We start from the raw sequence: 14,463 nt of genomic DNA, 5'->3' as shown, positions 1-14,463 counted from the left end.
TTATGGATCTCCCAAGTATCGGTGTTGTGTACCAGCAATAAGTGTAATGAATCTATGCAAACTGAACACAAAGTACTAACTCTAGAGAGAATCGTTAAGAAGGTTTGAAAAATCTGTGTGCGGGTCTACATAAGACACACGAACTTTATTAGTTGATGGATTTAAACGAGAGCTAAGCATGTGCAGTTGATAAGAAACATTGGTCGCGTGTGTGAAATCTGGAATAGAAACAACAGCAATGCTTACAAGAATTGCACACAGCGCAGCGAACCGTTAGTGCAAACAGAGAAGTGGCATATAAGTTAAACCAGACGGACAAAGTTTCGCGTCAATTAGATTTTCTGAATGAAGATTGAATTGTGTAGACGCTGGCCGTACATATAATTATTAGATTTCAAATGCGATAAGAAAACTCTGAACGGCGCAAGAAGCGTGAGAGTCAGTTGGAACAAAGATTTTAAGGACAAAAGATGAGAATACTACCTTTAGAATTAACTACACGTATTATTAACTGCGTATTATGTACGTTATGTTAAATGGATTTTGATGTTTATAAGGCAGGTATCTTTGTGTGATGCCCTGCCTTTGTATTGTGCCGATATTCTCTAATTTATACTGTGTATTTAACCATACTAGCTATTTACCATAAAATACCTAATAACCAGTGATAATAATCTTCGATTTTAACCCTGGTATTAGTTAGAGATTAACCGCCAGCAAATTTAACTTTGTAGCCTTTCTTTTCAAGGTGCGCTTTGATCTTGTCGCGCGCGTCACCTTGAATTTCGATGTTGCCATCTTTTACTGAGCCACCGCAGCCGCAAACTTTCTTGAGTTCTGCTGCCATTAGTTTTAATGGTGCGTCATCTAGGTCTAAGCCAGTTACGACAGAAACGCCTTTGCCTTTACGGCCTTTGGTTTCTTTTTGGATTCGAACGATACCATCGCCTTTAGGACGTTGGACTTTCTCTTCTTCAGGCTTAATGCGACCTGTTTCTGTTGAATATACTAGGCTCATAATTTACTTCTTTTGTTGCTCTGCTTTTTGTTTTGCGAGTAAGTAAGCTTCTATATGGCGTTGGATTGCAACCTTGCCGCCTTTGATTAAGCGACCGTTAAACATGCAATACCACGCATTAGGCTCACCGGTGTCATTCTTGATTTGGTAGCCGTTGAAGTTTTCAGTCGAGCCACCAGTTCCTCTCGACTTATTTAATGACATGAATTCTTTTGGATCAATAATAGATGCGGTATCAATCCACCAATCAATACTCTTTTTCACGGCAGCTAGGTTGCCCTGAATAACGTTGTTTTTTAACTTAGCACGCCAAACTGTGTTGTTAGCATCTATCGATTGAAGATGGACGCTTCGGTAAATTGAATTAGCCATATCTATTAATCATCTTTCTGTTTTCACTGCATTAATCATAAGTATACTAATAATGATATCAAGCATAATATGGTAAAAACACCTGTCGAGGTATGGTAATTTGAGAAAAAAAGTCCCTATTTTAACTGACTCTGTGATAATTAATTCATTTGTTGAAAAATTAAACAGCAACGCGACAATAGAAATTATAGATGAGTTGACAGGATTTCAATACTCTCGCAATTCACTGTTGGGCATTTACAGTGATTGGAATCGCTATCATGCGTTCTGTACCAAACATCGTATTAACACACTTCCCGCATCTATAACCGCTGTTCGTCGTTTTCTTGAAACGGAGTCTAACGATAGAAAATACGCATCGCTAAAACGTTACACTGCAACGCTTAGCATGTTACATACTGTGTTGAGCTTTGCTAACCCGATCAAGCACAGGCAAGTTCGCTTTACCCTACTCCACTTACAATCTCAAATGGCCGGTGACGCTAAACAAACCAATGCTATGACATCTGTGCATCTCACTGATTTGAATACGTTACTCTCCCATGAGAAAGCAAACCTGAAAGAGATCAGAGACATTGCTATTTATAACGTGATGTTCGAGTGTGCTTTAAAGCGCTCAGAGCTTAAGTTGTTATCGATGAGTGATGTTGAGTACGTTGAAGATCATTACCAAGTAACAGTCAAAGATTCGGCTTATCAGTTGTCACAAATAGCCAGTGTTGCACTTCAACGTTGGCTTTCGTTTACTGGTATACAAGATGACTTGCCAGTATTTCGTGCGATAGACAAGCATGAGAATATTGGTTTGCAGCCTTTAGATGATTCGTCCATCTATAGGATATTGAGAAGAGCTAGCGACTTACTTCAACTGCCAGAAAATCACCATTTCTCTGGAAATTCGATTCGTGTTGGTGCTGCACAAGAGTTGTCGAAACAAGGTCTTAAGGTTAGAGAGATTCAGGACTTTGGTCGCTGGCTTAGCCCTGCCATGCCAGCCCAATATGTGGGTTTCACGGGAACGGCTGAGAGTGAGAAGATGAAGTTTAAGGCGCTAATACCTTGGCAATAAACGGTTCGTAATTACTTGGATATAAGTTGTGGCTAAATGATAGATTCGTAAAAAACGGCTAGCTTTAAAAACAAAAAGTGCCTTGGCGAAAGCTTAAGGCACTTTTGGGTTCAGCTCTAAGTGAACGAAAACGAGTTAGAAACCTAAGAAAGGCTTGTTCTCACGCAGTTTTCTAAGAACTGGCTGAATTTGTGGCCGTCATGCTCAACCATTTTAGGGAACATGGAGATTGGCGTCATACCTGGGAAGGTGTTGACTTCGTTCAGGTAGATCTCGTTGTCTTGCGTTAAAAAGAAGTCGATACGAGACAAGTGACGAAGCTTCATCTGGGTGAAGACTTTTCGTGCGCTGTCTGCAATCAATTCACGCTGTTCGTCAGTTAAATTACTTGCTTCAACTTCAGTGATCGAGTGGCTGTCTGCACTGTACTTCTCTTCGTAAGAGTAAAATGCGCCATTCGGTGCAATCACCTCACCCGGCTTGCTGATGTGTAGCTCGCCATCGATTTCATAAGCAGCAATTTCTAGCTCTCTAGGCACCACTGATTTCTCAACCAATACTTGGTCCGAGAAAGTGAACGCCTTGTTGATAGCCTCGCTTAAATCTTCTACTTGGTTAACTTGGTAACAACCTACAGAAGAACCTTGACGAGCCGCTTTCACAAACACTTTACCCCAGTTTTCAAATGCTTGAGTTGCTTGTGAGTGAGCTTGATCATTGTTGTCTGATAAGAACAGGTACGGCGTGTTTGGAATACCAAGTGCGTCGTACCAAAGCTTTGACGTGATTTTGTTAAAGCTGTTGTTGCTTGCTTCTGGACCACAACCTAGGTATGGAATTTTAGCCATTTCAAACAGTGATTGAATGTCACCTGTTTCACCAGGGAAACCGTGTATGCAAGGCACAATGAAATCGACTTTAGATGCTAAATTGTCACCGCGTAAGGTTTGGTCGTTAATATCAAGATAAACCAATTCACCTGAATCAAGACACCAGCCTTCGTTCTTAATTTCAACTCTTACAACGTTAAAATCTGCAACGCTATTAAGTTGATCAAAAAGGTAATTGGCTGAAACTAAAGATACTTCATGCTCTGAAGATCCACCGCCGCAAAGTAGAAGGATGTTTGTGGTGTTCATGGGTAAATTCGGTCCTTGAAACTAGGAGTACTGACTTCAATGATAAACAAAAGTCGAGATAGGTACAGTGTTTTGATTGTTAAAATTGCGTTCGAAAGATCGAGCGATTAACTATTAAACAAAACAGCGAGTCTTAAAACAAAAGAAGGAGCATTTGCCCCTTCTTTATGAATCAAAACTTAGTTCAACTTGTTAAGCGTTGGGTATTCAGAGTTCTTGATGTCATCAATGCTCTTAACGAACGGCTTCAAGTTTTGGAAAGTGTTCGGCAGTGTTGAGATTGCCTTTTTAGCTTCTAAGCGTGTTGCGTAGTCACCATAAAGTACCGTGAACCACTTAGTGCCGTTAACCATTTTGTAGTTTTCCCAAACTGGTTGAGAAGTCGTAGGTAGCATTTTCACGAAAGAATCGACTTTACTTTGGCTGCCAACAGCAACAACTTGAACTGTGTAACCAAAACGTTGGTTCATGTCTTGTTGTTTCTTGGTTGGGCCTGTCACTACTGCAACTGGCTTAGCTTGAGTCGTTTGAGCGACTTTCTGTTCAACAGGTTCGGTTCTGATAACGTTGACAACATTTTCTTCAACAACGCTTGTTTGCTCAGATTGAGATACAACTGGAGCTTCAACTTTTGCCGTTTTGTACTCTTCTTGATAACTATCTGAAGTGACATTGGTAACGTAGTCGTCAGATACACATGCAGCCAAGAGCAGTGGCAAAGTCACAATTGCAAATTTTTTCATGGAAAGCTCTATATCCTTAATAATAATTACTATAAATCATGCCGATACGTCGGTTTAGAATCAAGTTAACTTTGGGATTATATACCATTAGTGGGTGACCTATTTCACAAACTTTATGCAGGGTTTGCTTATTCATCTGAATTCGGTGAATTTGCCATCAACCTGTGAGTGCAAAGTAAGTTACGATGAACTTACGTGCATTGCTAGGATATGTCTATGAATCATCTTGATCCCCTACTTAAACCCCGTTCAATCGCTGTTGTTGGTGCTTCTCAACGAGAAACACGCGCAGGATATATTGTTATGAACAATTTGTTGCATGGGGATTTTAAAGGTGCGGTGATGCCGGTTACGCCGAAATATGATTCAGTGGCCGGTGTGCTTTCTTACAAGAACATTTTGTCGTTACCGATTGTTCCTGACCTCGCAATCTTGTGTACCAATGCGACCCGTAATGTCGCTATTTTTGAAGAACTGGCTGAGAAAGGTATAGCCTCTGTCATTGTCCTTTCTTCAGACATGCAGCAAGAAAGCGATAATGGTGAGACGTATGATGAACGATGCCTAGCGATTGCCAAAAAGCACAACATTCGAGTGTTGGGTTCCAATAGTTTGGGGGTGATTGTTCCTTGGTTAAATTTGAACGCCTCATTCTCTCCAGTGACAGCATTACCCGGTAAGATCGCCTTTGTTTCTCAGTCGGCAGCTGTGTGTACCACTATTCTCGATTGGGCTAATGACAAAGAGATCGGTTTTTCGGCGTTTATCTCTATAGGCAATGGTAGCGATATCGAATTCTCGGAGTTATTGGATTATCTCAGTACCGACTCTCACACCGAAGCGATATTGCTTTATGTAGACAGCATTACTGATGCGAGGCGCTTTATTTCTGCAGCGCGTGCGGCTTCGCGTAACCGACGAATTTTGGTGTTGAAAGGCGGTCGAACGGCGAAAGGCAGAGCCGCAGCAATGGCTCACACTGGCGGTGCCGACACATTAGATATTATTTATGATTCCGCAATCCGACGCAGCGGCATGCTACGAGTTAAGAACTTACATGAACTGTTTGCTGCGGTAGAAACACTGACTCATTCAGTACCATTGCGAGGCGAGCGCTTGGCTATTGTTACTAATGGTGGCGGCCCTGCGATTATGGCTGTGGACACCCTATTTGACCGCGGTGGTAAGCTCGCAGAGTTTTCAGAAGAGACACTTGATAAGTTGAACAAGGTTTTGCCATCGAGTTGGTCTCATAGCAATCCTATCGATATTGTCGGCGACGCTGGTGATCAACGTTATATCGACACTATAAACATCTTACTCGATGGCGATGAAGCAGACGCGATTCTTATCATGCACAGCCCTTCAGCGGTCGCACATTCCGCTAAAACGGCAGAACGAATTATTGAAGCGATTAAGAAGCACCCTCGCCACAAGCGCTTTAACATCCTGACGAATTGGTCTGGTGAGCTAACAGCAAGGCCCGCACGAAAGCTGTTTACCGAAGCGGGTTTCCCAACTTATCGGACCCCTGAAAGCTCTGTGGTCGCATTCATGCACCTAGTCGAGTACAGACGTAACCAACGTCAGTTAATGGAAACGCCGACCACTGCAGAAAAAGTACACATTGAAGATCTAGCAGATGCGAAAGGTTGGATAGAAAGAAAACTACTGGATAAAGATACAGTTAGCCTTGATACTCACCAAAACAGTCAGTTTTTCAAGAGCTTCAACCTCGATGTGTTACCAACTTGGATCGCTTCTGACCCAAGTGAAGCGGTACACATCGCTGAAACGATCGGTTATCCCGTCGCAGTAAAATTACGTTCGCCGGATATTGCACATAAGTCAGACGTACAAGGCGTGATGCTCAATTTGCGAAACAGCAGTGAAGTTGCCAATGCGGCTCAGGCAATTCTCGATCGTTCTCAATTATCCTTCCCTACAGCAAACATCCACGGCTTGTTAATTCAAGGTATGGCTAAGCTCGCGGGCGGCCAAGAGTTGCGTATTAAGGTTACAACAGACGAAACCTTCGGCCCAATCATATTACTTGGACAAGGTGGTTCGGAGTGGGATGAGTCGATTGATGCCGCAGCTGCTTTTCCACCGCTCAACATGACACTGGCGCGTTACTTGATTATTCGAGCGATAAAAAGCGGCAAGATTCGTCTACAAAAACTCCCTAACCCCATCGATATAGAAGGTTTGTCTGAGTTATTGGTACGTATATCGCAAATGGTAGTGGATTGCCCTGAAATACATGATTTGGATATCCATCCAGTACTGGCCAATGGTGACAAGTTCACGATATTAGATGCCGATATCATCTTGAAAGCGTACGAAGGCGATCCTCAGGAACGTCTTGCGATTCGCCCTTATCCGGTCGAGCTTGAAGAACGTATCCAGCTAAAAGATGGAACCGAAGTGTTGTTACGCCCTATTCTTCCCGAAGATGAACCGCTTCATGCTGACTTCATTAACCGTGTGTCTAAGGAAGATCTCTATAAGCGTTTCTTTAGTGATGTCGGTGAATTCAATCATGAGGCGTTGGCGAATTTCACTCAGATTGATTTCGATAGAGAAATCGCCTTTGTGGTCGTTCGCGAGGAACAAGGCGTTCCAGCGATCATCGGCGTGTCCCGTGCGCTGATTAACCCTGAGAACACAGACGCCGAATTCGCAATATTGATTCGTTCTGACCTTAAAGGTGTTGGTCTAGGTCGCATTCTTATGACCAAGGTTATCGATTACTGCCGTGCGAAGCAGACCAAGCAGATGTCGGGTATGACGATGCCAACCAATAGAGGGATGCTGACACTAGCTCAAAAGCTCGGTTTTAAGCTAGATATCAGTTTTGAAGATGGTACTGCAGATATGGTGTTACCGTTACTTTAACGCCCATGTCTTTTTAAGATGTTGGATACACCAAGACTTGGCGTCGCCCATTTTGTTGCGTCGCCAAGCCATAACAATATCGATCGGTTGTGGTTCTGTACCGGAGATCTGCTGTAGTACGCCAGATTCAATCAAAGGTTTAGCGACACTATTCGGTAAGGTGCCAATCCCTAGTCCTGATGTCAAAGCCTCTACTTTCGCAGGAAAGCTTGTCACGGTTAAACGAGGCTGTTTCTCTAGAATATTGATGCTTAGTGCTGGCTGATCGCGTGCGGTGTCTGCAATGGCAATAACCCTGTAACTTTCTCTCGCCTTCTGATCGAATTCACCAGAACGCTTGTGAACATAGTGGCTTGATGCCGCGACCCACACCATCTCCATTTTACCAATTACGTCACTTTTCATATCGTTTGGAATTGTCTCGAGCTTAGGGCATATCAATAAGTCAGCACGACCATCTGTGAGAGATTCCCAACAACCCGCTAAGATTTCCTCTTGCAAACGAACGCGTGTTTTACTGATTTTTCCTAGTTCATCTACCAGTGGGAAAAAGTTAGCAATCGGGATAATGCCATCAAAGGCGATAGTTAGATCTAGCTCCCAACCATTAGCAAGAATACTCGCATCGTTAACGAGTTGTTCAGTCGCACCAAGAATTATCCTGCCTTGTTCTAGTATTAACTGCCCCGCTTCCGTGAAATTTGCACGATGCCCAGACCGATCAAAAATCATGATGTCTAGCTCTTGCTCCAACTTCTGAATTTGGTAACTCAATGATGATGGCGCTCGGTCCATTTCATTCGCTGCTGCGGCGAAACTTCCACGACGATCGATAGCATCTAGTATGTGTAATGCTTCAAGTGTTATTGGGCTATGCATAGCTTTCCTACTTTATAAATGAGACTTGAATCACAAAAACAGAAGCATTCAGGCTGTGAATGGAACTGTAAAAGTCTTTTTAATACAGATATTTAAGAGTATTAATTATGAGTTAGTTGATAAAATTGAAAATTATTTAAATGCAAATAATAGTAATTATCATTTAGATCCAATATTATATTTCGCAAATCAAGATAATACTATGGAACTAAGGTAACTATCAGATGTATAAGCAATCCCTGCTCTCTGCTTCAATCGTTTTAGCGCTTTCATCAACGTCAGCCTTTGCTGAAGATTATGCCCTATTTGATGAGGTTGTTGTATCCTCGACGCGCACGAATCAAACACTTATCAATACAGCGGCTTCTGTTGCAGTCATCTCCGATGAGCAAATCGAAGAGAACATGGCAAAAAATGTTAACGAAATCTTCGAATACACTCCAGGTGTAACGATGAACTCGAGCTCTCGACAAGGTGCACAAACCATCAACATTCGTGGCATGGAAGGTAAGCGCGTAAAGATTTTAGTGGATGGCTCATCGCAACCAGGTTCATTTGATGGTGGCCCTTACGCATTTATTAACTCTAGCGGTATTTCAATCGATCCCGATATGCTGAAAAGTGTCGAAATTATCAAAGGTGCGGCTTCAAGTTTACACGGAAGCGACGCTATTGGTGGTGTTGTCGCCTTTGAAACTAAAGACCCTTCTGATTTCTTAAAAGATGGAGAAGACTTTGGCGGTCAAGCGAAACTGTCTTACTCTTCAGAAGATAACTCTTTCAGTGAGCACGTTGCATTAGCTAATCGATTCGATGACCTAGAAACATTGGTAGCCTACACTCGTCGAGATGGTGAAGAGTTGCAAAACTTCCGTAACCCTAACGACTTAGAGAACTACGCTGTAGAAGGTCAAGATACTTCAGCAGATAATCTTTTGGTTAAGTTGCAATATCAGTTAAACGAAAGTCATCGTATCGAGTTTTTAGCTGAGCTAATCAAAGATACTTCAGACTCTGACATCTACCACTCAAGCTACGATAGCTATACAGGTGCTGATGACACAACGCAAAATCGATTCGCTATTAAGCACATTTGGTTCGCTGATGGCACAATTGCCGATACTGTAACGAGTAAAGTATCGTACATTTCTAAAGAAGAGAATGGTGTAACTAAGCGCTTTAAACCTGCAGGCCCAGGTATGCCACCTTGGGTACCAGCTAACAACGACAACTTACAAACAAAAGACTACGAGTACACTGAAGATAAGCTTGAAATCGAGACTCAGCTAGATAAAGAAATTAACAACCATTACCTAGTGTATGGTGCAACTTATACACATAGTGACATCAGCAACACCAATATGGAGTATAACTCTGATCCTGCTACTGATAACCAACTTTATGTATATACTCCAGATGCTAAGGAGCAAAAATTTGGCTTGTTTATTCAAGACGAAATTAGCTTAGTGAATGACAAACTTATTGTTACCCCTGGTGTACGCTTTGACTATTTCTCAACTGATCCTGGTAACAACACCACTGAGACGTTGAGTGATTTCTCAGATTCTGCGGTAACTGGTCGTTTAGGTTCAACATACAAACTTACAGATACAGGCACTATTTTTGGCCAAATTAGCCAAGGCTTTAGAGCCCCTTCTTTTGATGAACTTTACTATACATATGATAACCCTGGACATGGGTACGTAAATGATCCAAATCCAGATCTTAAATCAGAAACCAGTATTTCATACGAGCTAGGCTATCGTCACAACACTCAAGCTTCATCATCTGAAATCGCGGCCTACTACAGTGACTACGATGACTTTATCGAGACAGTGGTTACGAAAAAGGTTGGTGGAACAACGCACTATTCTAACGTTAACTTGGATTCGGCAACGATAAAGGGGATTGAATTCTCGAACACGTTACTTTGGGATGTCTTGGTTGGTGCGCCTAAGGGTATTTCAACTCACTTCGTAGCTTCATACACAGAGGGTGAGGACGGAAACGGAAATGCACTAAATAGTGTTAACCCTTGGAATGCGGTGTTAGGTCTTAACTATGATGCGCCAAACCAAAATTGGGGTACTAGCGTTAAGTTAAACTACACAGCTGACAAATCTGGTTCAGACATCAACTTCGATGACGAAAGTGGCGGTAACGCAGGCCAGGCTGAGCTTCCAAGCGCAACAGTTGTTGATTTAACAGCTTACTACAAACCAATGAAGGATCTGACGATTCGTGGTGGTGTGTTCAACTTAACTAACGAAGAGTACTACCGTTGGAATGATATTCGCGGTGATGATGAACTTTACAAAGAGAACACTCAAGCGGAAAGAAACTACGGTATTTCAGCTAAATACGAATTCTAACTCGTTAGAAAACTTAACGACAGAATCTGATACAGCAGAAACTAAAAAGCCAGCTTAATTGCTGGCTTTTAATTTATTTCACTAAAAAATTGTATAAAAAAGGTAATAAGTGAAATTACTTCTCTGCCATCTCTTTTTTAACCATTACTGCAGCAGCAACGATGAAAGTGATGATTAGGCCTAGTTCCATGATTAACTCCAAAGAAAATTAACATTAAACATATAATTCGCGTGGATAATAACACAACAGATACAGAATGATACTTTTTAACCACTAATTTACTTTTTATTCGATTAAGATCAAAAAAGATGCCCGAAAGCATCTTTTAATTTTTGAATCATTCACGAAACCACTAGGTTAACCAGGGAATCCATTCGGGTTTGTTGACTGCCAGCGCCATGTATCTTCGGTCATTTCAGCCAATGTGCGGCTTGCATTCCAGCCCAGTTCTTTCTGAGCTTTAGCTGGATCTGCCCAACACTCTGCGATGTCACCAGGACGGCGTTCAACTAGCTTGTAAGGGATCTCTTTACCGCTTGCTTGTTCGAATGCTTTAACCATGTCTAACACACTTGAACCGTTACCCGTACCAAGGTTGTAGATATGAAGACCGTCTTTGCACCCTACTTTCTCAAGCGCTGCGATGTGGCCATCAGACAGATCCATTACGTGGATGTAATCGCGAACGCCAGTCCCGTCTTTTGTTGGATAATCGCTACCAAATACAGATAGGAATTCACGGCGGCCCACTGCTACTTGAGAGACAAATGGCATTAGGTTATTTGGAATACCTTGCGGGTCTTCACCTAGCTCACCACTTGGGTGTGAACCTACTGGGTTAAAGTAACGCAGCAGCGTAATGCTCCAATCTGGATTGGCTTTTTGGAAATCGGTTAAGCACTCTTCAACCATTAGCTTACTACGACCGTAAGGATTGGTTGCGCTTGTTGGAAAATCTTCTGTGATAGGCACACTCGCAGGATCGCCGTAGACCGTTGCTGAAGAGCTGAATACTAAGGTTTTCACACCAGCGTCACGCATTGCATCAACAAGAACTAACGTGCCGTTCACGTTATTGTCATAGTATTCAAGAGGCTTAGCCACAGATTCACCAACCGCCTTTAGGCCAGCGAAATGAATAACGGCTTCAATGTTGTGTTGCTTCATAGTTTCAGTCAAAAGTGCTTTATCACGAACGTCACCTTCAATGAAATTAGGGCGAACACCTGATACTTTTTCGATACGCTCTAGCACGCTTGGTTTACTGTTATACAAGCTATCAAAAAGTACAGGTGTCATACCTGCGTTGATCATCTGGATACTTGTATGGCTACCAATGTAACCCATGCCACCTGTAACTAAAACATTCATGTTTAGCAGACCTTTTAATTAAAAATATTCAACCTATCACTTATGATACAACAATTTAGGGTGAGCTCACAAACACCGGTGCCTATTTACCCTCACGAGCGAACACAAACTGACCTTTTCCTTTGCGTTTCGCTTGGTACATAGCCTCATCAGCAACCTTTAGAATCACGTCAATATCACGCTCTGAGCCATCAACTAAATTGATACCTAAGCTCGCCCCAACATGAAGTGAACGCTGTTTATAATTCACTTCTTGCCCGATCAGATCCAACAATCGCTCGGCTAACTTCGCTAATAAGACTTTGTTTGTCTGTTTAATAATAAGAACAAATTCATCACCCGACAAACGTGCAACCAAATCCCCCGCTCTTACCTGAGATAATAACCGGTTTGACACTTCTTTAAGGATTTCGTCACCCGCATCGTGACCATAGTTGTCATTCACTTCTTTGAAGCCATCCAAATCCAAGTAAATAACCGCAAAATGCTGATTTGAATAGTGGCTCGACGTGACAACATCATCCATAACCTTATACAGCTGCGCTCTATTCGCTAACCCGGTTAATGCATCGTGATGAGCCAAGTGTTCGAGTCTTTCCATCTCTTTAACGTTGGATAAATCAGACAGCGTTAATACCATATCAAACTCGTCTTTCTCGTTGTCTGAGGCAATTCGATTCACTTTGACAAACATTGGAACTAACGTGCCGGACGCGCTTTTCTCCCACACTTCGCCTTGCCATTGACCATAGTTTTCTAACGAACTGCGAATTGTCGGCATCAATGATGAAAATTGCTGCCACGAAAATACTTCAAATGGTGTTTTGCCCACCAGCAGATCAGAGTGATAACCGAGAAGTTGTGTGATCGCCGGGTTAACCATGGTTATCACATTGGATGAGTTGAGCACGATCAAGCCGTCTTTACTGTTTTCGAAAACACCCGCAGCAATACGTTGGCGACTCATGGCCGTTTCTATGTCGGTGACATCTTGGATTGCATAAAGAATACGACCATGTTTTGTCAAAGAACGACTGCTCACACGAAGCCAGCGTTTTGATTGAAAGAGATCGGTGGTTTCCAGCAATTCGTCATTAAGTTCAATATTGGCATCAATAACATCTTGTAAGTAACCCGTTTGCTTGGTCGCGATCAACTCTTGGATCAACAAATTCTCAAGAAAGGCTTCCGAGCATTTAAAAATATCCCGAGTAGCTGCGTTCGCATGAAGAATGAGCCCTTTTTCATCCACCACCAACAAAGAGTGCTGAACGGTTTCAATGACCTCATTTGCGAATGATTTTTCTTCTTGTAACTTGTCTAACGTAAAATTGATTTGGTTATCGCGATGTTGAAGCCTTTCTAACATGGTATTGAAAGCTCGAACCAGATCGCCGATTTCATCGCGGTTCGTTACGACTAATTTAGGCTGCTTCGAACGACGCTCAACAAAGGCTTGCATCGCCTCATTGAGGTCAAACATCGGTTCGATAATCAAGCGTTGCACCAATTTGACCACTACTCCGCCTAACATCACCAGAAACAACAGGTAGACGACCGCAACCTTGAAAATATTCGTTAAGATCGAATTAAACGTCTCTTTCGATATTGTTACTCTCAAGTTCGCGATCACTGCGCCATCCAGTGTCACTGGAACGAGCAAGAAGATGAAATGCTCAGAGATGGCAAATTGATGATCGGCGATATCGTCTAATTCTTCTGCGTTTGGCCTTGGAACCAGAGTGTTGCTCACCTGATAGCTGGCAAAAAGCTGTTCGTTGATGTCATAGAGCTTCACTCTAACAATATCTTTATCTGCGACGAAAGCTGACAATATTTCCTGAGCCGATGACTTGTCTTCAAATAAAATCGCGGCTTGCAAGTTATAAGCAACACCTTGTGCTAGCACTTTAACACGCTGAATAAGACTCTCTTTCTCTCTCTCAAACGTGACAGTGTAATTTACCGATTGGATCGTTACAAAAGTGACTGCGATGAAGATGATAATGATAATGGGTAATATCAGCTTGTTTTTAATCGATATGTTATTAATGAAAGACAACATTATTGGCCCTCCACTATAGCGATTCGTAACAGGTTCGAGCCAATGACGTAGTCACCGCGCCTTGCGTTCTCTAGATTGATCTTAGGTTTGAGCTTATTATCGATGTGCGTGAGTTCAATGATTCCACCTAAGTCCGTAAAGTTAGGGATATCACTGATTGTCACAGTATGTGGCGAGTGCTCTTGACTAAGAAATTGGTCATTTTTACGGTCAGACAAATACGTAATATCACACTTAGAAGTAATCGACTGTTGAACTCGGATAGCGAGCGAACGAATAGATTTTCCTTGTGTAATCGACGTCAGTGCTTTGCTTACCTTCTCATCTCCAATCACACAGAAGTTAACCGTATTCATGGTGCTCTCGTCGTTCCAACGAATAAAGTTGGCAATTCTAAAAAGGTACACCGCTTTCACTTCATAAGGCTTGAAGCTAGCCGCCGATGTATTCAAAGGCACAATAAACATAGCTAAAGTGGCAAGGCTGAGTTTAGTAAAACCGAGCTTAATACGGTACTTGAGCCACTTAGAATTCAT

The 14,463-nt window shown here is 42.3% G+C and carries 11 protein-coding genes; 3 read left to right on the top strand and 8 right to left on the bottom strand.

Annotated elements, in window-relative coordinates; genetic code table 11:
• Positions 1 to 706: 706 nt before the first annotated feature.
• On the bottom strand, positions 707 to 1,018 hold the full coding sequence (gene yciH, locus AB4482_RS02810; protein WP_008221404.1) for a stress response translation initiation inhibitor YciH: 312 nt from the start codon (positions 1,016 to 1,018) through the stop codon (positions 707 to 709).
• A gap of 3 nt (positions 1,019 to 1,021) precedes the next feature.
• Entirely contained in the window at positions 1,022 to 1,390 is a 369-nt protein-coding gene (locus AB4482_RS02805) for a DUF3319 domain-containing protein (RefSeq protein WP_017060095.1), read from the bottom strand.
• 100 nt (positions 1,391 to 1,490) lie between these two features.
• On the opposite strand from AB4482_RS02805, the gene AB4482_RS02800 reads away from it, so the two are divergent.
• Positions 1,491 to 2,459 carry a tyrosine-type recombinase/integrase gene (locus AB4482_RS02800; RefSeq protein ID WP_102320805.1) on the top strand — a complete coding sequence of 323 codons (969 nt, stop codon included), beginning with the start codon at positions 1,491 to 1,493 and terminating at the stop codon, positions 2,457 to 2,459.
• Between the two features lie 143 nt (positions 2,460 to 2,602).
• Here AB4482_RS02800 and AB4482_RS02795 read toward each other — a convergent pair whose 3' ends face one another.
• The gene (locus AB4482_RS02795) at positions 2,603 to 3,598 is read right to left on the bottom strand and encodes a D-alanine--D-alanine ligase (protein WP_102320806.1); all 996 of its coding nucleotides are present in this window, start codon (positions 3,596 to 3,598) and stop codon (positions 2,603 to 2,605) included.
• A gap of 179 nt (positions 3,599 to 3,777) precedes the next feature.
• Complete coding sequence (locus AB4482_RS02790; protein ID WP_017069919.1) at positions 3,778 to 4,341, bottom strand: SPOR domain-containing protein; 564 nt, start codon at positions 4,339 to 4,341, stop codon at positions 3,778 to 3,780.
• Between the two features lie 216 nt (positions 4,342 to 4,557).
• Here AB4482_RS02790 and AB4482_RS02785 point away from each other — a divergent pair, with 216 nt between their 5' ends.
• A complete protein-coding gene (locus AB4482_RS02785) occupies positions 4,558 to 7,239 on the top strand; it encodes a bifunctional acetate--CoA ligase family protein/GNAT family N-acetyltransferase (protein WP_017069918.1) in 2,682 nt (893 codons plus the stop codon).
• Here the strand turns inward: AB4482_RS02785 and AB4482_RS02780 are convergent.
• Positions 7,231 to 8,118, bottom strand: coding sequence for a LysR family transcriptional regulator (locus AB4482_RS02780; protein ID WP_372170522.1), 888 nt, complete (start codon positions 8,116 to 8,118; stop codon positions 7,231 to 7,233). The two genes, AB4482_RS02785 and AB4482_RS02780, sit on opposite strands and share 9 nt — an antisense overlap.
• A gap of 224 nt (positions 8,119 to 8,342) precedes the next feature.
• Here AB4482_RS02780 and AB4482_RS02775 point away from each other — a divergent pair, with 224 nt between their 5' ends.
• Positions 8,343 to 10,490, top strand: a complete 2,148-nt coding sequence (locus tag AB4482_RS02775) for a TonB-dependent hemoglobin/transferrin/lactoferrin family receptor (RefSeq protein WP_010429656.1) — start codon at positions 8,343 to 8,345, stop codon at positions 10,488 to 10,490.
• Between the two features lie 358 nt (positions 10,491 to 10,848).
• On the opposite strand, the gene galE is transcribed toward AB4482_RS02775, so the two are convergent.
• The 3 genes from galE to AB4482_RS02760 form a co-directional block, all read right to left on the bottom strand.
• Positions 10,849 to 11,862, bottom strand: a complete 1,014-nt coding sequence (galE, locus tag AB4482_RS02770) for a UDP-glucose 4-epimerase GalE (RefSeq protein WP_372169982.1) — start codon at positions 11,860 to 11,862, stop codon at positions 10,849 to 10,851.
• An 82-nt stretch (positions 11,863 to 11,944) separates the two neighbouring features.
• Complete coding sequence (locus tag AB4482_RS02765; RefSeq protein WP_372180514.1) at positions 11,945 to 13,927, bottom strand: diguanylate cyclase domain-containing protein; 1,983 nt, start codon at positions 13,925 to 13,927, stop codon at positions 11,945 to 11,947.
• Positions 13,927 to 14,463, bottom strand: a complete 537-nt coding sequence (locus AB4482_RS02760) for a YfiR family protein (protein ID WP_017071502.1) — start codon at positions 14,461 to 14,463, stop codon at positions 13,927 to 13,929. Before AB4482_RS02760 ends, AB4482_RS02765 begins: the two co-directional genes overlap by 1 nt.

This window comes from Vibrio sp. 10N.222.55.C7, assembly GCF_041473335.1.
GTDB classification, from domain to species: domain Bacteria; phylum Pseudomonadota; class Gammaproteobacteria; order Enterobacterales; family Vibrionaceae; genus Vibrio; species Vibrio crassostreae_C.
The sequence above is the reverse complement of the archived record's forward strand: the minus strand, read 5'-3'. Positions and strand labels throughout refer to the sequence as shown.

Bases quoted from the DNA above. Each gene is read 5' to 3' on its own strand.
- yciH (WP_008221404.1), bottom strand. From the start codon at position 1,018: ATGAGCCTAGTATATTCAACAGAAACAGGTCGCATTAAGCCTGAAGAA.
- AB4482_RS02805 (WP_017060095.1), bottom strand. From the start codon at position 1,390: ATGGCTAATTCAATTTACCGAAGCGTCCATCTTCAATCGATAGATGCT.
- AB4482_RS02795 (WP_102320806.1), bottom strand. From the start codon at position 3,598: ATGAACACCACAAACATCCTTCTACTTTGCGGCGGTGGATCTTCAGAG.
- AB4482_RS02790 (WP_017069919.1), bottom strand. From the start codon at position 4,341: ATGAAAAAATTTGCAATTGTGACTTTGCCACTGCTCTTGGCTGCATGT.
- AB4482_RS02785 (WP_017069918.1), top strand. From the start codon at position 4,558: ATGAATCATCTTGATCCCCTACTTAAACCCCGTTCAATCGCTGTTGTT.
- AB4482_RS02780 (WP_372170522.1), bottom strand. From the start codon at position 8,118: ATGCATAGCCCAATAACACTTGAAGCATTACACATACTAGATGCTATC.
- AB4482_RS02775 (WP_010429656.1), top strand. From the start codon at position 8,343: ATGTATAAGCAATCCCTGCTCTCTGCTTCAATCGTTTTAGCGCTTTCA.
- galE (WP_372169982.1), bottom strand. From the start codon at position 11,862: ATGAATGTTTTAGTTACAGGTGGCATGGGTTACATTGGTAGCCATACA.
- AB4482_RS02765 (WP_372180514.1), bottom strand. From the start codon at position 13,927: ATGTTGTCTTTCATTAATAACATATCGATTAAAAACAAGCTGATATTA.
- AB4482_RS02760 (WP_017071502.1), bottom strand. From the start codon at position 14,463: ATGAATTCTAAGTGGCTCAAGTACCGTATTAAGCTCGGTTTTACTAAA.